At 65.3% G+C, this 17,586-nt stretch carries 17 protein-coding genes and 1 pseudogene; 12 read left to right on the plus strand and 6 right to left on the minus strand.

Going from position 1 to position 17,586, the window contains the following annotated elements:
- Positions 1-5 precede the first annotated feature (5 nt).
- The 5 genes and pseudogenes from B7R21_RS02885 (at position 6) to nagB (ending at position 4,597) form a co-directional block, all read left to right on the plus strand.
- Positions 6-1,190, plus strand: a complete 1,185-nt coding sequence (locus tag B7R21_RS02885) for a sensor histidine kinase (protein ID WP_116281732.1) — start codon at positions 6-8, stop codon at positions 1,188-1,190.
- Entirely contained in the window at positions 1,187-1,813 is a 627-nt protein-coding gene (locus tag B7R21_RS02890; protein ID WP_116281733.1) for a response regulator, read from the plus strand. The genes B7R21_RS02885 and B7R21_RS02890 overlap by 4 nt, the downstream gene beginning before the upstream one ends.
- A gap of 342 nt (positions 1,814-2,155) precedes the next feature.
- Complete coding sequence (locus B7R21_RS20570) at positions 2,156-2,368, plus strand: hypothetical protein (protein WP_253259605.1); 213 nt, start codon at positions 2,156-2,158, stop codon at positions 2,366-2,368.
- 42 nt (positions 2,369-2,410) lie between these two features.
- Positions 2,411-3,775: pseudogene (locus B7R21_RS02895) on the plus strand (sialidase family protein); the annotation flags it as partial.
- 48 nt (positions 3,776-3,823) lie between these two features.
- Positions 3,824-4,597: a glucosamine-6-phosphate deaminase gene (nagB, locus tag B7R21_RS02900; protein WP_116281734.1), complete on the plus strand. Its 774-nt coding sequence runs from the start codon at positions 3,824-3,826 to the stop codon at positions 4,595-4,597.
- Between the two features lie 22 nt (positions 4,598-4,619).
- Here the strand turns inward: nagB and B7R21_RS02905 are convergent, their stop codons facing one another.
- The 5 genes from B7R21_RS02905 to B7R21_RS02925 form a co-directional block, all read right to left on the minus strand.
- Positions 4,620-5,615, minus strand: coding sequence for a DUF4862 family protein (locus B7R21_RS02905; RefSeq protein WP_116281735.1), 996 nt, complete (start codon positions 5,613-5,615; stop codon positions 4,620-4,622).
- Complete coding sequence (locus tag B7R21_RS02910; protein ID WP_116281736.1) at positions 5,612-6,661, minus strand: Gfo/Idh/MocA family protein; 1,050 nt, start codon at positions 6,659-6,661, stop codon at positions 5,612-5,614. The genes B7R21_RS02905 and B7R21_RS02910 overlap by 4 nt, the downstream gene beginning before the upstream one ends.
- Positions 6,658-7,683, minus strand: a complete 1,026-nt coding sequence (locus tag B7R21_RS02915; RefSeq protein ID WP_116281737.1) for a Gfo/Idh/MocA family protein — start codon at positions 7,681-7,683, stop codon at positions 6,658-6,660. The genes B7R21_RS02910 and B7R21_RS02915 overlap by 4 nt, the downstream gene beginning before the upstream one ends.
- Positions 7,673-7,846 carry a twin-arginine translocase TatA/TatE family subunit gene (locus B7R21_RS02920; RefSeq protein WP_116281738.1) on the minus strand — a complete coding sequence of 58 codons (174 nt, stop codon included), beginning with the start codon at positions 7,844-7,846 and terminating at the stop codon, positions 7,673-7,675. Before B7R21_RS02920 ends, B7R21_RS02915 begins: the two co-directional genes overlap by 11 nt.
- 87 nt (positions 7,847-7,933) lie before the next feature.
- Positions 7,934-8,674: a FadR/GntR family transcriptional regulator gene (locus B7R21_RS02925; RefSeq protein WP_116281739.1), complete on the minus strand. Its 741-nt coding sequence runs from the start codon at positions 8,672-8,674 to the stop codon at positions 7,934-7,936.
- Positions 8,675-8,764: 90 nt separating this feature from the next.
- Between B7R21_RS02925 and B7R21_RS02930 the strand changes: the two genes are divergently transcribed.
- The 7 genes from B7R21_RS02930 (at position 8,765) to B7R21_RS02960 (ending at position 16,964) form a co-directional block, all read left to right on the plus strand.
- A complete protein-coding gene (locus tag B7R21_RS02930; RefSeq protein ID WP_116281740.1) occupies positions 8,765-10,375 on the plus strand; it encodes an ABC transporter substrate-binding protein in 1,611 nt (536 codons plus the stop codon).
- On the plus strand, positions 10,372-11,325 hold the full coding sequence (locus tag B7R21_RS02935) for an ABC transporter permease (RefSeq protein WP_116281741.1): 954 nt from the start codon (positions 10,372-10,374) through the stop codon (positions 11,323-11,325). The genes B7R21_RS02930 and B7R21_RS02935 overlap by 4 nt, the downstream gene beginning before the upstream one ends.
- Before the next feature lie 4 nt (positions 11,326-11,329).
- A complete protein-coding gene (locus B7R21_RS02940) occupies positions 11,330-13,357 on the plus strand; it encodes a dipeptide/oligopeptide/nickel ABC transporter permease/ATP-binding protein (RefSeq protein WP_116281742.1) in 2,028 nt (675 codons plus the stop codon).
- Positions 13,354-14,211: an ATP-binding cassette domain-containing protein gene (locus tag B7R21_RS02945; protein WP_116281743.1), complete on the plus strand. Its 858-nt coding sequence runs from the start codon at positions 13,354-13,356 to the stop codon at positions 14,209-14,211. The genes B7R21_RS02940 and B7R21_RS02945 overlap by 4 nt, the downstream gene beginning before the upstream one ends.
- A 79-nt stretch (positions 14,212-14,290) precedes the next feature.
- On the plus strand, positions 14,291-15,217 hold the full coding sequence (locus B7R21_RS02950; protein WP_116281744.1) for a dihydrodipicolinate synthase family protein: 927 nt from the start codon (positions 14,291-14,293) through the stop codon (positions 15,215-15,217).
- On the plus strand, positions 15,214-16,242 hold the full coding sequence (locus B7R21_RS02955; protein WP_116281745.1) for an ROK family protein: 1,029 nt from the start codon (positions 15,214-15,216) through the stop codon (positions 16,240-16,242). Before B7R21_RS02950 ends, B7R21_RS02955 begins: the two co-directional genes overlap by 4 nt.
- Positions 16,239-16,964, plus strand: a complete 726-nt coding sequence (locus B7R21_RS02960) for an N-acetylmannosamine-6-phosphate 2-epimerase (protein ID WP_116281746.1) — start codon at positions 16,239-16,241, stop codon at positions 16,962-16,964. The genes B7R21_RS02955 and B7R21_RS02960 overlap by 4 nt, the downstream gene beginning before the upstream one ends.
- Before the next feature lie 210 nt (positions 16,965-17,174).
- Here the strand turns inward: B7R21_RS02960 and B7R21_RS02965 are convergent.
- A partial coding sequence (locus B7R21_RS02965; RefSeq protein WP_437184171.1) for a transposase occupies positions 17,175-17,586 on the minus strand: 412 nt, incomplete at its 5' end.

The following is a 17,586-nucleotide window of genomic DNA, read 5'->3' on the forward strand; positions in this document are numbered from 1 at the left end:
AGGCCATGGCGCACAACGCATTGACTCCCGTTTTCGTGGGGTTGCGCGCAGGCCTGCACGTGCTCGTCATCGCCCTCACCGCGCTGGTCATCCTCCGCGCCATCCTCACCCCGACCGACGCGAGCGTCGCGGTGGTCCTCGTCGCGGTGTTCCTTGGGCTGACCTATGCTGTCGGCGCTGTGCTGCCACGAACCGTTCGATCAGGCAGAGGACTGCGTCTGGTCTGGTTGGCGGCCCTGACCGTGGAATGGGTTGTTCTGCTGTGGCTGAGCCCGGATGCCGCCTACCTGGTTTTCCCGCTGTTCTTCCTCTTTCTTCATCTCCTCGGACGTTGGTGGGGGTCGGCCGCGATCCTGGGGTCCACGATTGTCGCGATCTGCGCCCTCGGGATCCATGGCGGCTGGACCGTTGGAGGTGTCGTCGGCCCGCTCGTCGGCGCTGGCGTCGCACTACTTATCGGGCTCGGCTATCAGGCTCTCGCCCGCGAGGCCGTGCAGCGCGAAGCGCTGCTGAGCGAGTTACTGGCAACCCAGGGCCGGCTCGCGGCGACCGAGCACGAATCGGGTGTTCTCGCCGAACGGGCACGGCTCGCCCGCGAGATCCACGACACTCTCGCGCAAGGTCTCTCCAGCATCCAGATGCTGCTGCACGCCGCGGAACGCGCCGACCCCGGCCGCCCCGGCATCGAACACCTCCGGCTCGCCCGCGAGACAGCTGCTGCGAACCTCGTCGAGGCGCGCCGGTTCATCCGCGAGTTGACCCCGCCCCAGCTGGATGACCAGACCCTCGGCGCTGCGCTCCGCCGCCTTGCCCGCACGCAGTGGGTGGCCCAGGGACTCGACGTTCACGTGCGGGTCTCCGACACGATCACTCTGCCGATGCACCTGCAGACAGCGCTGCTGCGCATCGCGCAGGGAGCAGTCGCGAACGTCATCCAACATGCCCACGCCACCACCGCGACCATCACCATCGCCACCGACCACGACGAACTCCACTTCACCGTCACTGACAACGGAACCGGCTTCGACCCGGAGCACCTTCTGCAGGATACGGCCGAAAAGTCGGACTCCTTCGGATTGCAAGCCACCTCGGAGCGGGTCCAGCAGCTCGGCGGAACCCTCACCCTCGACGCCGCGCCCGGCCGCGGCACCACCCTGGCCGTCGATCTGCACCTGGCGGAGGTCACATGATCCGGCTCGTGATCGCGGATGACCACCCCATCGTCCGCGCCGGTCTCGTCGCCCTGTTCAGCCTGGAGGAGGATTTCGTGGTCGCCGCCGAAGCCGGCACACCCGACGAGGCCGTCGATCTCGCCGAACGCACCAACCCGGACGTCGTGCTGATGGATCTCCAATTCGGCTCCCAGCAGACAGTCACCGGTGCAGACGCCACACGGCGGATCCGCGCCCTCGAAGCCCCGCCCTATGTCCTCGTGCTCACCAACTACGACTCGGACTCCGACATCCTCAACGCCGTCGAGGCCGGAGCCAGCGGCTACCTTCTCAAAGACGCCCCACCCCACGAACTCATCGCTGCTGTCCGCGCCGCCGCAGCAGGTGAGAGCGCCCTCGCCCCGGTCATCGCCTCCCGGCTCCTCAACCGGATGCGCGCACCCCAGATCAGTCTCAGCGGCCGCGAAATCCAGGTGCTCGAACTCGTCGCCGCAGGCCGATCGAACACTGAAGTTGCCGAGGAGCTCTTCGTCAGCGAGACGACCGTCAAGTCCCACCTCGCGCACATCTTCTCCAAACTCACCGTCAATTCCCGCACCGCCGCCGTCTCCGCCGCCCGCCGACAAGGCATCCTCCGCTAACTGCCGACACGATCCAACAAGCAGAGCTCGGCCTCAATGCCCGTGGGGGACAAATAGTGCTGCAGCCAAGAGGCCAATCATCGCCGCGATTCCCACATATGGGCCAACCGTTTGGGTGAGTGGTGTGCCTCAGAAACTTCAGGTTTCCGAAACAGCACAAGTCGGCAGGCAACTCGCCGGCCCTGACGCGTCGATCAGGGTGACAGGAATGGTCATATCAGGCGGGGGAGTGCTGACGAGCCGGTCAGTCCATTCGGCAAGCCTGGCTTGACGTGTGATGCGGCAATCCTCTACCCTGAGCGACATAGGACATCTGATGTCATCTGTTCAAAGGAGCTTGCAATGTCGCATCGCCGCTGGTTGTCACCAATCGTTGCAATCGCTGTCGCCGTAGGCCTTGTCGCCACTGGCGCCATTGCTGCACAGGCGACCCCGACCGATCCGCCAGGCACCTTCGCTCAGCAGAACCTCGGCTCGACGCTTGCCGGGAATTTCGCCGCCTATCGAATTCCAGCGCTCGCCTATCTGGGCAACAACATTGTCGTGGCGGCTTGAGACGGGCGGCCCACCAGTGCGGCCGATTCGCCGAATCCGAACTCGATCGTGATGCGGCGCAGCACAGATAATGGTGCGACGTGGGCCGCGCAGACCATCGTTCGCGCCGGCAACCCTGACACAGCCGGTAATGGCGCCGCCAAGATCGGCTACAGCGATCCGAGCTTTGTCTACGACGCGGTGGCCGCGAAGCTCTTCGTGTTCTCGGTCTACTCGAAGGGCCAGGGCTTCGCAGGAAGCGCGTACGGAAATGACGACGCGAACCGCAGCATCATCAGCGCGCAGGTGTCAGAGTCGACCGACCTAGGGCTGACGTGGGGAGCCCCACAACTAATCACGACCATCGTGAAACCCGGAACCAGTGGAAGCAGCCCTCAACCGGGCGCCGTCAAAGGAATGTTCGCCTCGTCGGGAGAGGGCATCCAGCTGAAGTATGGAGCGTATGCAGGCCGACTCGTGCAACAGTTTGCCGGAACGGTGCTGCAGGCGGATGGCTCCACGACCGTGCAGGCGTATTCGGTGTATTCCGACGACCATGGCGCGACCTGGAGACGCGGTGCCTTCGTCGGCACGGGAATGGATGAGAACAAGGTCGTCGAGCTATCGAACGGGTCGCTGCTGCTGAATTCGCGGGCCAGTACGGGCGGCAGTCGCAAGGTCGCGACTTCGACTGACGGCGGTCAGACCTGGGGTGCGGTGACCACCGACACCGATCTGCCCGATCCGGGCAACAACGCGTCGATCACGCGGTTGTTCCCCGACGCGGCGCTTGGTTCTGCGGACGCGGCCAAGCTGCTGTTCACGAATGCTGACAGCACGAGCTCCCGTCAGAACGTGTCAGCTCGTGTGTCCTGTGACAATGGTGCGACATGGTCGTCGGTGCGTCCGATCGCTTCCGGGTTCTCGGCGTATTCGACGGCGACCAGGCTGGGCAACGGGCAGCTCGGGGTTCTCTACGAGTCCAGCTACACCTCGGGCATCCAGTTCGCCCGCTTCAGCGACACCTGGCTCGACTACAGCTGCCCATCGGCTGCGACGACCACAACGTCGATCGATGGAGTGCACATCACGGGTTCCCGAAACGATGCAGGTCGGAACGTCACCACCCAGCCCTACACGGCCGGCGAACTGGTTCCCTACTCTTTCGCGGTGACCAACACCTTCTCGACAACCGTCACCGTCGCACCGACCTCGGGCAATGTCTCGCCCCTTGTCCCCCCGGGCGCGGGCAATTGCCGGTACACCAATCTTGCTCCCGGCGCCGGGTACACGTGCTCTACGCCGAAGCACACGGTCACGGCCGCCGAGGTCGCGCAGGGCTACTTCGTGCCCGATTCGACCTGGACGGTCACCAGCGCCTCGACCTCGACCGCCCGCGTGATCGGCGCCCGTGTGGCTCTGAAATAGGTTCTCGTGTCGCTGTCAATTTTTTCGACCTGTATATAAGGAGTCGTTGTGTCTGAAGTCGTGATTGTCGCAAACGCGGAGGAGGCTGGTGTTCTGGCCGCTGGCATCATCGGTCGACTGGTGCAGGATTATCCTGCCGCCGTGCTGGGTGTGGCGACCGGTTCCACCCCGCTTCCGCTCTACCGGGCGTTGGCGGCTCTCGGGCTCGACTTCTCAGGGGTTACCGCGTTCGCTCTCGACGAGTATGTCGGGTTGCCGACCGGGCACCCCGAAAGCTACCGGCAGGTCATCGAGCGGGAGGTGGTCGCGCCGCTCGGGCTCGATCCTTCGCGGGTTCATGTGCCGAACGGTAACCCGGACGAACTGGCGCATGCCGGCGCCGACTACGAGGCTGCGATCGCTTCAGCTGGCGGCGTCGATGTGCAGGTGCTCGGCATTGGCACCGATGGTCACATCGGGTTCAACGAGCCGGGGTCATCGCTCGCTTCACCGACGCGCGTCAAAACGCTGACACCCGAAACGCGGGCCGACAACGCGCGGTTCTTTGACTCGATCGATGACGTGCCAAAGCATTGCGTCACACAGGGGATCGGCACCATCCTCCGTGCACGGCACCTTGTTCTGCTGGCATTCGGTGAGGCCAAAGCCACTGCGCTTGCTGCGGCAGTCGAGGGGCCGGTGACCGCGTCTGTTCCGGCCTCCGCCATCCAGCTGCATCCGCGCGTGACGGTAATCGTCGACGCTGCGGCCGCGGCGCAGCTCGAACGTGCCGACTACTACCGGTACGTCTACGCGAACCGTCCAGCCTGGCAGCAGCTCTGACGAAGCGTCGTTACTCAGGCGCTCAGGATGGGCTCCCGGACCGGGTTTGAGCGGTGAGGGTGGTGAGCGCGCCGAGCGTTGCAAGGGTGGGCTGTACGCGCTGTCCGATCGACGTCATCTCCGGTGCCGCACCCACCTTCACTCCGGCGTACATCAGCGGCCCTGCCGTGGCCAACAGTGCACCCATCGCCTCGGTCGTGAGCAGTGACGTCGGCTCGGCACCAGTGTTCTCCGGGATCCCCGGGCAGGAGAGTTCTGGAGCGCAGGGCAGGTGCGCGTCCAGCCAGGCTACGCCGTAACCGGTCGCTTCAGGCGAAACCCCCGAGAACATGAGCGCGGTACGTGCGCCCGCTTCGCGGAGAAGTACCGCGTGCCGGGACGCCTCCAAGGGATCGTGGGTCTCGATGACCGATCGCGCCCAGTTGAGGGTGTGGCCGAGGCGAGTGCCGCTCGCCTCGGCATCCTGGACCGCGGCGATCTCCTCCTTCAGTGTGAGAAAACCCTTCTGGGCAGCCCACGCAGCCTCCGGCAGGAAGGCGTCGCAGTGCTCCACCATGAGGGCGGCTCCCCGCCAGTCGAGCGCCTGGAGTTCGGCCAGCGATGCGGTGAAGGCGCCGACTGACGACGCGGCGACGGTTCGGTTCGGTGCTGACTGCAGTTGGATCGCTTGCACGGAGCCTTCGCCGAGAAGATCAGTGAGTGCCGTGACCTCGGTATGCACCGTTCGCATGTCGGTGAGCGCACGCCGACGACCAGCCGGGTCGTTCGACGCGAGACCGTAGAGCGGATCGGTGGGGAGGATGCGTCCGGTTCCGGGAATGCAGGTCACAACGTTTCGCCAGGCAGGGTCGAGCAGATGGGCGAGCCGTGCCATGCCCCCCGCATGAAGCGTTGAGGCGAATGGCAACTCCAGCCCGGTGGTGCCCGGCGTCTGGCGGAGCCTTCGGTACCACTCTTGCTCGAGATCTGGTCTCGAGGCGAGGTCAGGCGGTGCAGCCGCGTAGGCGCCGACGATCATCGCGGCACCGTGACGGCGCCCGAGGCGATCGCCCGGTAAGCGGCGTCGATCACCGAGATGGAGGCGCGGGCATCCGCAATACCGTAGTCCGGCGTTCGCCCCGCAACGAGTGCGTCTACGAGGTCTGTGAAGAACCCCGCCAGCGCGGCACCGGATCCGACTCCTCCCACGGCGTGGGAAGCGACAATCGGCTCGCGGCCATAACGCGTGACGGCTGGCCGGTCATCGTCGATACTCGCGTGCCCGTGCGATCCGAGCAGCCGGATGCTTGTGCTCGTCGGCCCGAGCCCGGGAGCGAAGGGAACGCGCCCGACCGTCACGGTCGCCGTCACTCCGTGTTCGAGCCCGAGCGAGACGACCGCCGTGTCTTCGACGCCGAAGCGTGCGTGGCCATTGTCGAACAGTGCACCGGCCATCGCGTAGACGCTGGTCGTCTCGATGCCGGTCAGGTACCGGATGCTGTCGACGCAGTAACCCAGAAAGTTCAGCAGCTCGCCGCCGCCGCTGAGAGCGGGATCGATCACCAGCTCAGGGCGTTCGACTGACGTGGTGAAGTGGGCGCCGCTTGCGAGAAACTCGACGTCGATGTGGCGCGGCAGGCCGAGGTGCCCGGCATCGACCCAGGCGCGGGCCCGGCGAAGCCCTGGGGCGTGGGTGCGGTTGATGACGGCACAGACCCGTCCGGTGCGGCGGGCGGCGGCGGCGATCGCGTCCGCGTCGGCGAGGGTGGTCGCAACGGGTTTGTCTACGAGGACGTCGATGCCGTTTTCGAAGGCTTCGAGGGCCAGCTGGGCGTGCCGGGTCGGTTCGCTGCAGACTACGACAAGGTCAACGGCCTGAGCATTGAGGGCGTGTGCGATATCGCCGAGCCACGGTACGCCCGCCTCCGCTGCAGTCCGGCGGCTGTCGGCGATCATCCAGTCGGGGCAGTCGTCATGCTCAGCCACCCCAACGATCTTGACCCGGGGGTCACGGCCGAGCAGCTGGAGGTAGGGCAGCGCATGCCGGACGCCAGACGCAAAGCTCACTCTGAGCGGAGCGGTCATGCCGCGACTCCCGTTAATCGGGCTTTCGGTTGGTCATGCGAGATTCGAACGGGCTGGCCGGTCTCGAGGGAACGCTGCGCCGCAACCGCGGTCGCCAACGCGACACGCGCCTGCGTCGTCGTGACGATGAATGGTTCGAGGCCCTGCGCCGCCCGCACCCAGTGCCCGAGCTGCAGGGAGAGAGCGTTCTCGATCGAGGGCGGGGCAACCGGATGCCCGGGCGAGGAAAGCCCCGGATCGCAGTCGGTGCTGTGCGCCAGCGTGCCTTCCGTGCCGACGAGTACGATGCGCCGAAGGAACTCGCCCGGTTGACGGAGCGCGTAACAGAGCTCCAGCGTCGCAAGTGCTCCGCTCTCGAATCGCACCTGCACCTGGAAGCTGTCGGGCATGGGCATCTCTGCCGCAAAAGTGGGGAAGTTCCGCGCGAATACCTCGACCGGCGTCGAGCCGGTCAGCCAGACGGCGAGATCGATGCTGTGCGTGCCGTTATGTACCGGGTGCCCGCCCGACCGTGACACGTCGAGCTGCCAACCCCGCCAGCCGTTCGGCCAGACATGCCCGGTGTACCAGCTCACATGCAGAAGTTTCGGATCACCGATCTCACCGCGTGCGAGGGCCTGCTGCAACTCCGTGATCACCGGCTGGAAGCGTACAGTCTGACCCACCATCAGGGTGACACCACGGCCTTCGGTCGCTTCCACCATCTCGTCGAAATCGCTGACAGTGAGGGCGGCGGGTTTGTCGACGTGAACGTGCTTACCCGCCTCGCCCGCGGCCACAGTCCACCGGTGGTGGTCTGGTGTCGCGTTCACGACGTCGACCGCGTCCACATCGTCCCGGTCAATGGCGGCGTGAATGTCGGTGGTGGCGGCAGCGCCGCCAGCCAGCGCCGCGAGGGCATCAGCCCTGCGAAGATCGGAGCCTGCTACATGCGTGACGGCCACGCCGGGGAGGCTTCGCAGTGCGAGTACATGCTCGCGGGCGAACGCACCGGTGCCGACGACCGCGACTCTAAACGTCATCGGTGGCGGCGGGGGTGCGAAGCTCTGGCTTGACCTCGTCTTTGAGGATACGAGCCGACTGGCCGAGGCTGCGCGCGAGTGCGGGAAGCTTCGTTGCTCCAAACAGAAGGAGCAGAACAGCAATGACGATGACGGCGTGCCAGCCGTTGAGATTTGCGAGCATGTGGGATCCGGTTTCTACTGGAGGTCCGCCCACCCAACCACATCAGACATCCTATGTCCAGCCCGTACGTGGTATCGTCGCCAAAGCTCAGTGAGCCGTGGTCGCTTTCTCGAGAGCGCGGCGAAGGGGCTGGTAGTGGTCGATGACGGCCTTTTTAAAAGCCTCGAGGTCGCCGGTCTGTGCGGCGTCGAGCATGGCACCGTGGGCTTTCGCTGTCTCGTCCATGTCGGCCGCAGGCGGTAAGCCGAGGAGGGGGTATACGACAGTGTTGACCTCCCAGAATGCGGCCACGAGCTGTCCCACCAGAGCGTTGTCGAGATAACTCAGGAGGCGGGAGTGGAATGCGAGGTCTTCGTCGGGGAAGGACTCGCCGGCTGTGGACTTCTTGACCATTGTTGCCACCAATTCCCTGAGGGCGAGATCGTTCGACCCATTCAGGGCCGTGACAATCGCCGGCGCCATGGCCAGGTCGAGCGCCTCGCGAACTTCCACGACCTCACGGAGGGCTGCGAAATTGTTCTCAGGGCTGAGCACGCCCCGGAAGACCAGGCCCTCGACGAGAGGTGCCAGAGACAGGTTGCCGACATACGTGCCATATCCGTGGCGCACCTCGACGATGTCCAGAGCTTGAAGGGTGCGGATAGCCTCGCGAACGCTTGACCGGCTCACGTCCAGCGCGGCACAGATCTCCGACTCCGTGGGCATCAGATCACCCGGGCGAAGCTCGTTCTTCAGGATGTAGTTCTTGATCTGGTCGGTGACCGTGTTGCGGCGGCGGCCGGGTTCGATGATGAACGCTTCGCGTGGAGGCGTTGTAGTGGATTCCATCTCGAGCTTGACCTTTCGCGTGGTGAGGTATTAGTTTCAGTGTACTGACTTAGGACATCTGATGTCCGATATTCCCTCGAAAGGCAGAACATGCTCAAAGACGTGCTCCACCTGCAGACCAGCCGCCGCGCCTTCATCGGCTCCGTCGGCGCCATGGGTATTGTCGCCGCACTGGCGGCCTGCTCCGGCCCCAGCTCGACGACCGGAGCCAACGGTGCCGCCGGCGGGTCCGCCGGTCCGGTCAAGACCGACGGGCTCATCACCGCCGGAATGTCCTACCCGCTCTCGACCGGCTTCGACCCCATGACCACCTCGGCCGCGCTGACCGTCGCAGGCAACTGGCACGTGCTGGAGGGCCTCGTCGACCTCGACCCGGTCACCCGCAAGCCCTACGCTGCCCTTGCCACGTCCCTTCCCACGCAGGTCGACGACACGACCTGGCAGGCGACGCTCCGCAGTGGGGCGACGTTCCACGACGGCAGTCCGGTGACGATCGACGATGTCGTGTTCTCGTTCACCCGCGTGCTCGATCCGGCGAACAATTCCCTGTATCTCGGCTTCCTGCCGTTCGTCGATTCAGTGACCGCTGTCGACGCCTCGACCGTGCAGTTCAAGCTGAAGTACGCCTTCAGTCTGTTCCCGAGCCGCATCTCGGTCGTCAAGGTCGTGCCAAAGGCCTTGGTGACGGCCGACCAGGCCGCTTACGACAGCCTACCCGTGGGCTCAGGGCCGTACAAGTATGTTTCGGCTACCAAAGACGACAAGATCGTGTTCGAGCGTTTCGATGCCTACAACGGCCCGCGGCCAGCGCTTGCCGCCGGCATGACCTGGAACCTGCTCTCGGATGCGTCGGCCCGGGTCACCGCCGCGCAGTCGGGCCGGGTCGAGGCGATCGAGGACGTGCCCTACCTAGACGCCGACGGACTCGCCAAGACGCTGACCGTCGACTCAGTGCAATCGTTCGGATTGCTGTTCATGATGTTCAACTGCTCAGTGGCCCCCTTCGACGACAAGCGTGTTCGCCAGGCCTTCTTCTACGCCATCGACATGGACAAGGTGATCAGCACAGCCCTGCTCGGCAACGCGACGGCCGCGACGAGCTTCGTACCGAAAGATCATCCCTCCTATGTCGAGGCGAAGACGGTCTACAGCCACGACCCGGCCAAAGCGAAGCAACTGCTCGCCGACGCCGGTGTCTCCAACCTCGCGGTGACGCTCCTGACCACCGATACGGCGTGGGTGAAAGACGTCGCACCGCTAATCAAGGAGAGTCTCGACTCGGTGGGCATCGCCACGACACTCGACATCGGCCAGTCGGGGGGTCAGTACAAGAAGGTTGACGGCGGAGAGCTGCAGGTCATGGTCGCGCCCGGTGACCCGTCAGTATTCGGTCCCGACGCCGATCTGCTGCTGCGCTGGTGGTTCGCCGGTTCGGTCTGGCCGGTCAGTCGCTACCGTTGGGCGGGCACTCCGGAATTCGCCGAGGTGACATCGTTGCTCAACCAGGCTGCGTCAGCGTCCGACGAAGCCGCCCAGAAGGCGACGTGGGGCCAGATCTACGACATCATCTCTGAGAACGTCCCTCTCTATCCCCTCTTCCACCGCAAGCTGCCCACGGCGTACGACGGCGCGAAGGTCCCCGGTTTCAAGCCCCTGTCGATCACCGGCCTGTCGTTCCTGGACGTGGGTTCGACCGTATGATCGCACTGCTGAGGCTGGCGGGGCGGCGGCTCATCTGGCTGCCGTTCATGGTGCTCGGTATCACGCTGCTCGTGTTCTTCGTGATGCAGTTCACGCCGACGGATGCCGCCACCAATGCGCTCGGTGAGAGCGCCACGGAGGCGGCCAAGCAGGCCTACCGTGTCTCGCATGGGCTGACCGATCCGTTCTTCGTGCAGTACTTCCGTTTTCTCGGCGGGCTCTTCACCGGCAACCTCGGCGACACGGTCCCTCCCGCCCAGCCGGTCACCTCGCTCATCTCAACCGCGTTCCCGCTCACCCTGCAGCTCACCTTCCTCGGGCTGCTGATCGCGGTCGTGCTCTCGCTCGTGCTCGGAGTACTGGCTGCGCTCTACCGCGACCGGTGGCCCGACCAGGTCATCCGGGTGGTGTCGATCGCCGGCATCGCCACGCCGTCGTTCTGGCTGGCCATCCTGCTCATCAAGTCATTCGCTCTCGACCTGCAGATATTCCCGAGCGGTGGCTACGTCAACCCAGGCGACTCGTTCACCGGCTGGCTGCAGTCGCTCTGGCTTCCCGCACTCGCCCTGGGAATTCCCGTAGCGGCCTCGCTCACCAGAGTTGTGCGAACGTCGATGGTCGAAGAACTCGACCGGGACTACGTGCGCACGGCCATCGGATCTGGTCTGCCGATGAGGGTAGTCGTGGGCCGCAACGTGCTCCGCAACGCCCTCATCACACCCGTCACCGTTCTTGGGCTTCGGGTGGGCTACCTGCTGGGCGGCGCGGTGGTGATCGAGGTCATCTTCGACCTCCCTGGTATGGGAAAGCTCATTCTGAACGGAGTGACCGCCGGTGACACGAACCTGGTGCAAGGCGTGACGCTGATCATCGCGCTCACCTTCGTGATCGTCAACATCGTCGTCGACATGCTCTACCTGCTCATCAACCCACGAATCAGAACGGTCTGAGACCATGCGCCGTACGCTCACCGACCGCCTCAGCGCACCCGGCCTGCGCCTGAAAGCGCTGCCAATCGGATCGAAGATCGCCCTCGTCTTCTTCGCACTCATCGTGCTGGCCGCCGTCTTCGCCCCCCTCGTGGCACTGCACGACCCACTCGAGTCCGGCATCCCCGCACAACCGCCATCGGCCGATCACTGGTTCGGCACCGATCGCACCGGCCGGGACATCTACGCCCGCCTGGTGTATGGAGCGCGCTACTCGCTCGCCATCGGCCTGGGAGCGACCGCCATCGCGCTCGTCGCGGCTGCCGTACTCGGCTCGATCGCCGCGACCGCGAGGAAGGCCGTCTCCGAGACGATCATGCGCCTGCTCGACATCGTGATGTCGTTCCCCGGCATCGCCCTCGCCGTCGTCTTCGTGGCGGTGTTCGGCAAGTCGCTGCCCGTGCTGATCTGCACGCTGGCGTTCCTCTATGTTCCGCAGCTCTCGCGCATCGTCAGGGCGAATGTGCTCAGCCAGTTCGGAGAAGACTATGTCCTGGCCGAGCGGGTGATGGGCGCGCGCATCGGGTACATCCTGCTGAAGCACGTCGCCCGCAACTGTGCGGCGCCGGTGATGGTCTTCGCGACCATCCTCGTCGCCGACGCCATCGTGTTCGAGGCAAGCCTGTCATTCATCGGGGCGGGCGTTCAGGACCCTGCACCCTCCTGGGGCAACGTCATCTCCTACGGACGCAACCTGCTGCTGAGCGGCGGCTGGTGGGCCACATTCTTCCCCGGCCTCCTCATTCTGCTCACGGTGCTCGCCCTCAACATCCTCGCCGAAGGCATCACGGATGCCATGGTGCGACCGAGCGTACGCAAGAACGCTGCCGCCGTGGCGGCCGTCGCCGAAGTCGACGGGTCGGAGGCAGAGCTGGCAACGGTCACGACCGCCGCGACGCTCTATGAGCCTGAGACGCTCCGCCGCCACCTCGATCAGCTGCGGGCAGCCGAACGCGGCCGCACCGACCGTCTGGTGTACCGCGGGATCGCTGCCCCGCTTCTGGAGGTCAAGAACGTGAGCATCCGGTTCCCGGAACGGCACGGCGATGTCGCCGTGGTCGACAACGTGAGCTTCTCGGTGCGACCCGACGAGACCATGGCACTTGTCGGCGAATCAGGCTGCGGCAAGAGCATCACCAGCCTGGCGATCATGGGGCTGCTGCCCGCATCAGCGAAGGTCACCGGCGAGATCCTCTTCGAGGGAAGGAACCTGCTTGAACTTGCTCCCGGCCAGCGCAATGCGCTGCGTGGCCACGACATGTCCATGGTCTACCAGGACGCCCTCAGCTCACTGAACCCGTCGATGCTCATCCGCAGCCAACTGAACCAGCTGCTCAAACGAGGCGGAACCCGCACCGCCGAAGAGCTGCTCGAACTAGTGGGACTGGACCCTGCCCGCACGCTGAAGAGCTACCCGCACGAACTGAGTGGCGGCCAGCGGCAGAGGGTACTGATCGCGTTGGCGCTGACCCGCAGCCCGAAGCTCATCGTCGCCGACGAGCCCACCACTGCACTCGATGTCACGGTGCAGGCGCAAGTGATCGACCTGCTGAACGACTTGCGCGAGAAGCTCGGCTTCGCGATGGTGTTCGTCAGTCACGACCTCGCCCTCGTGGCAGAGCTCGCCCACCGCATCACCGTGATGTATGCCGGCCAGGTGGTGGAGTCGGCACCGACGACCAGCTTGCTCGTCAGGCCTCAGCACGAGTACACCAGAGGGCTGCTCGGCTCAGTGCTCTCGATCGAAGATGGGGCGGAGCGCCTGCACCAGATTCCCGGCATGGTGCCCTCTCCCCGAGACTTCGCCTCGGGCGACCGGTTCGCGGCGCGATCCCTCAGCGGGTCTGTTGTTCGTGCGGAGCGGCCGGAGCTGCAACTCATCCCGGGCACGGAGCACTCCTTCGCAAGCTTCAACCCCGTCGACCTACCGGTCGGTGACGAACTAGCGGCCGGCATCGGCCTGCCCGTCGATGAACTGGAGGCGCGGCGATGACCGGCACGGCAGACACGGGCGCAGCCACGGTTGCGACAGGAACAGCGGCGACAGGAACAGGTGCGACCGAGATCCTGCGGCTCGAGAACATCAATGTGGTGCACAAGGCGCGTACCGGTGGGCTGTTCCGGCCCGACCGTGTCCACGCCGTCAATGACGTGAGCCTGAGCGTTCACCGCGGTGAGACGATCGGTGTCGTAGGGGAGTCGGGCTGTGGCAAGTCCACCCTCGCCCGAGTGATGGTGGGGCTGCAAAAGCCCACCTCGGGCTCGGTCTTCTTTCGCGGTACGAACATCGACAGGCGGTCGGCATCGACCGCGAGGGCCTACGGCAAGGCCGTGTCGGTGATCTTCCAGGATCCGGCCACCGCGCTCAATCCTCGGATGAGCGTGCACGACGTGCTGATCGATCCTCTGAATGTGCACGGGATCGGCTCGAAGGCTGCGCGGGAGAGCCGCGTGGCCGAGTTGCTGGCCTTGGTCGGGCTGCCACCATCGGCCGCCGAAGTGCTTCCGTCTCAGATCTCCGGCGGCCAGCGCCAACGCGTCGCGATCGCGCGGTCGCTCGCGCTGGAGCCTGACGTGATCATCGCCGATGAACCGACTTCGGCGCTTGACGTGTCAGTGCGGGCGCAGATCCTGAACCTGCTCACCGACCTTAAAGTACAACTCGGGCTCGGGATGGTCTTCATCTCGCACGACATCCAGACCGTGCGCTACGTCTCCGACCGCATCCTCGTCATGTACTTCGGGCGGGTCGTGGAAGACGGTACGGCAAGACAGGTGTTCGAGCATCCCGCCGACCCGTATACCCGCACGTTGCTGGGCGCTGCCCCCGGGCTCCTGACGCGCTGACCCGACAGGCGGGCCAACCACCTTGGAGCCTCGCCGCCGACTTTCCCTACCTTTCTTCACCAATTCAAGGAGAACCACCATGACCACCCCCCGCTTCCACGGCGTCATCCCGCCCGTCGTCACCCCCCGCACCGCCGACGGCGCTCTCGACCTGCCCTCGCTCGCAACCCTCATCGAGTACCTGATCGCCGGTGGGGTGCACGGTCTCTTCGTGCTCGGTTCATCCGGCGAGGTCGCCTTTCTGACCGACGCTGAGCGTCGCACGGTCATCGAAGAGGCCGTGCGAGTCGCGGCCGGCCGGATTCCGATCGTCGTCGGGCTCAACGAGATGACGCCGCCGCGGATGCTCGAGCAGCTGCAGCTCGTCGAAGCAGCCGGCGCCGACGCTGTCGTCGCGACCGCTCCCTTCTACGCCCGGCCGAGCGCCGCCGAGATCGAAGCCCACTTCCGCATCCTCTCCGCCGCCACCACGCTGCCGGTGTTCGCCTACGACGTCCCGGTGCGGGTGTACAACAAGCTCTCGGTCGAGATGCTCGTGCGGCTCGGCAGCGAGGGTGTCATCGCGGGAGTGAAGGACTCCAGCGGCGACGACGTGGCATTCCGCCGCCTTGTACTGGCCAACAGGGCCGCTGGCAGCCCGCTCGTGCTCTTCACCGGACATGAGGTCGTAGCCGACGGCGCACTGCTCTGGGGCGCCGACGGCATCGTGCCAGGTCTCGGAAACGTCGACCCGCGCCGCTATGTCGAGATGTACAACGCCTCACAGAATGCCGAATGGGATCGCGTCCGGGACCTGCAGGAAGACCTCTGCTCACTGTTCGAAATTGTCTTCCAGGCGCAGGGTGTAAGCGGTGAGGCTGCCGGTCTCGGCGCGTTCAAGACGGCCCTCGTCCGACTGGGCATCATTGCCACCAACCACATGTCGCCTCCAGTGCCGCCGCTCGACACCACCACCACCGACCTCATCAACGCGATCGTTGACCGCGCGGGTCTGCTCGTTCGATGAGTGCGAGCACGGTACCCGTGTTCGAGGCCGACGAAGGCCGGGTCTCGGCCGGGGCAGATGCGCCGGCCGGAGAGTTAGTGCTCGGCATCGACATCGGCGGCACCAAGACAGCCGTCGGGCTGGTCGACACAGACGGCCGGGTCTGGGCCGGAACATCCGCCCGCACACCCTCCGAGCTCGGGCCCGAAGCCGTTGTCGAAACCGCGATCCGGCTCGCCGTCGCCGTGCTCTCGCGATCGGGTGCCTTGCCGGTGCTGGGTTGCGGCGTCGGCTCGGCCGGTGTCATCGAACCGGGTGTCGGCCGTGTCATTTCGTCGACCTCCTCCCTGCCCGGCTGGACTGGCACGCCGTTGTCACGCCTCCTTGCGACGCGACTCCGGATGCCCGTCACCGTCGTCAACGATGTACACGCCCATGCCGTGGGTGAGTCCCAGTTCGGTGCTGGCCGGGGTGCACGAACAGTGCTGATGGTCACCGCTGGCACCGGGATCGGAGGCGCCCTCGTCATCGACGGCACCGTGCAGACGGGCGCCCACGGTGCATCCGGACACTTCGGGCACATGCCCTCTGCCGAGGCCTCGGGCCTGCCGTGCACCTGTGGGCGGAGCGGGCATCTCGAGGCAGTGGCCTCCGGTCCGGCGATCACGTCTGTCTATTCGGCCCGTGCGCTGCCCGCTGGAATCGATCCTGCGACGAACGCCGAGGCCGTCTTCACGCTTGCCGATGGAGGCGATTCGCTCGCCGCCATCGTCATCGACACCGCTGGCATGGCACTCGGCCGAACGCTCGGTAGCCTCATCAACGCTTTGGACCCCGATGTCGTCGTGGTTGGTGGTGGTTTAAGCGGCGGCGGTGACCGGTGGTGGTCGGCGGTATTGCGAGGGATCGAGAATGAGGTCATTCCGATGCTCCGCGCCTGCCCCGTCGTACCCGCCGAGTCAGGTGCGGATGCTGCACTCGCGGGAGCGGCGTCGGTTTTCCGCAGTGAGCATCCAGCCCTAATCGAGGCGGGGGCGGTCTCGTGAGCGGCCTCACACCCGAGACCCCGTCGACCCTTCTCTCAGTGCGGGGCGGGCTGATCGTGTCGTGCCAGGCCTATCCCGGGGAGCCCATGCGCAACGCCGAGACCATGACGCAGATCGCAGAGTCCGCGGTTCTAGGGGGAGCGGTCGGAATCCGCGCGCAGGGCCTCGGCGACATCGCCCTCATCCACGAACGCGTAGCCCTACCCCAGATCGGCCTCTGGAAAGACGGCCACGACGATGTCTTCATCACGCCCACGTATGAGCATGCTCTGGCTGTTGTGCGCGCGGGCGCTGAAATCGTTGCGATCGACGGTACACGCCGGGCGCGGCCCGACGGGTTGTCGCTCGCCGAGACGGTTCGGCGCCTGCATAAAGAGACCGGCGCTCTGGTGATGGCTGACGTGGGGTCTTTCGATGATGGCCTCGCCGCAGAAGATGCGGGAGCGGACTGTGTCGGCACCACGCTCAGCGGGTACACGGGCGAACGGCCCAAAACCGATGGACCCGACCTGGAACTGCTTGCAGCGCTGGCCGGTCGCCTCGCTGCACCTGTCATTGCCGAAGGGCGCATACGAACGCCAGCCCAAGCGCATGACTGCCTCACTGCCGGCGCCTTCGCAGTGGTCGTCGGCACGGCAATAACTCACCCCCAATCGATCACCCGCTGCTTCGCCGATGCGGTCGCAGACGCGCGTGCCGGAACGGCACCCACGCGCACCTGAAAACAGCCGCCCGAGGGCCTCGAGAACTCGCATAGCGGACCGAGTGTGAGAACTAATCGGCCTCGGCTAGCCATCGCCGACGTGTCTCGTAAACCTATTCTTAACCCAATTCCAGAAGTTCTTACGTCCCTGATTTACTGCCCTTCAAGTGGATTCCCGAGGACAAGAGGGTCTGCCCAGAGTTTGGTTGTCACTGGGGGTTGATGGTTTTCAGGCCGCGTTTGCGGTTGTGTAAATTGTCTCAAACTCGACGGGGGTGAGTTTTCCGAGCGGTCGTTGGCGTCGGCGGCGGTTGTATTTCGTTTCGATCCAGACCACGATCGCGAGGCGGAGCTCCTCGCGGGTGTTCCAGCGCCGGGTGTTCAGAACGTTCTTTTGAAGGAGCGAGAAGAACGATTCCATGGCCGCGTTGTCACTGGAGGACCCCACCCGTCCCATCGATCCGTGCAGCCCGTTGTTCTTCAGCAGCCGCACGACGCGTTTGGATCTGAATTGGCCGTATTCAAGCAGTCGATGCAACAGCGGCTTGTTGTGTTGAGCGTAGCTGTTCGGCGAAGGCTTCTGCGGGGGTTCGCCAGCCCAGGATTTCTCGGGGCCGGTTATTGATGGTGTCGGCGACGGC

Origin of the sequence: Subtercola boreus (genome assembly GCF_003399625.1) — a bacterium.
Taxonomy (GTDB): Bacteria; Actinomycetota; Actinomycetes; order Actinomycetales; family Microbacteriaceae; genus Subtercola; species Subtercola boreus_C.

What these genes read in the sequence shown, in the direction of transcription:
- B7R21_RS02885 (WP_116281732.1), top strand. Translation starts at nt 6, where the DNA reads ATGGCGCACAACGCATTGACTCCCGTTTTCGTGGGGTTGCGCGCAGGC.
- B7R21_RS02935 (WP_116281741.1), top strand. Translation starts at nt 10,372, where the DNA reads ATGATCGCACTGCTGAGGCTGGCGGGGCGGCGGCTCATCTGGCTGCCG.
- B7R21_RS02930 (WP_116281740.1), top strand. Translation starts at nt 8,765, where the DNA reads ATGCTCAAAGACGTGCTCCACCTGCAGACCAGCCGCCGCGCCTTCATC.
- B7R21_RS02950 (WP_116281744.1), top strand. Translation starts at nt 14,291, where the DNA reads ATGACCACCCCCCGCTTCCACGGCGTCATCCCGCCCGTCGTCACCCCC.
- B7R21_RS02920 (WP_116281738.1), bottom strand. Translation starts at nt 7,846, where the DNA reads ATGCTCGCAAATCTCAACGGCTGGCACGCCGTCATCGTCATTGCTGTT.
- B7R21_RS02945 (WP_116281743.1), top strand. Translation starts at nt 13,354, where the DNA reads ATGACCGGCACGGCAGACACGGGCGCAGCCACGGTTGCGACAGGAACA.
- B7R21_RS02910 (WP_116281736.1), bottom strand. Translation starts at nt 6,661, where the DNA reads ATGACCGCTCCGCTCAGAGTGAGCTTTGCGTCTGGCGTCCGGCATGCG.
- B7R21_RS02955 (WP_116281745.1), top strand. Translation starts at nt 15,214, where the DNA reads ATGAGTGCGAGCACGGTACCCGTGTTCGAGGCCGACGAAGGCCGGGTC.
- B7R21_RS20570 (WP_253259605.1), top strand. Translation starts at nt 2,156, where the DNA reads ATGTCGCATCGCCGCTGGTTGTCACCAATCGTTGCAATCGCTGTCGCC.
- B7R21_RS02925 (WP_116281739.1), bottom strand. Translation starts at nt 8,674, where the DNA reads ATGGAATCCACTACAACGCCTCCACGCGAAGCGTTCATCATCGAACCC.
- B7R21_RS02890 (WP_116281733.1), top strand. Translation starts at nt 1,187, where the DNA reads ATGATCCGGCTCGTGATCGCGGATGACCACCCCATCGTCCGCGCCGGT.
- B7R21_RS02940 (WP_116281742.1), top strand. Translation starts at nt 11,330, where the DNA reads ATGCGCCGTACGCTCACCGACCGCCTCAGCGCACCCGGCCTGCGCCTG.
- B7R21_RS02905 (WP_116281735.1), bottom strand. Translation starts at nt 5,615, where the DNA reads ATGATCGTCGGCGCCTACGCGGCTGCACCGCCTGACCTCGCCTCGAGA.
- B7R21_RS02915 (WP_116281737.1), bottom strand. Translation starts at nt 7,683, where the DNA reads ATGACGTTTAGAGTCGCGGTCGTCGGCACCGGTGCGTTCGCCCGCGAG.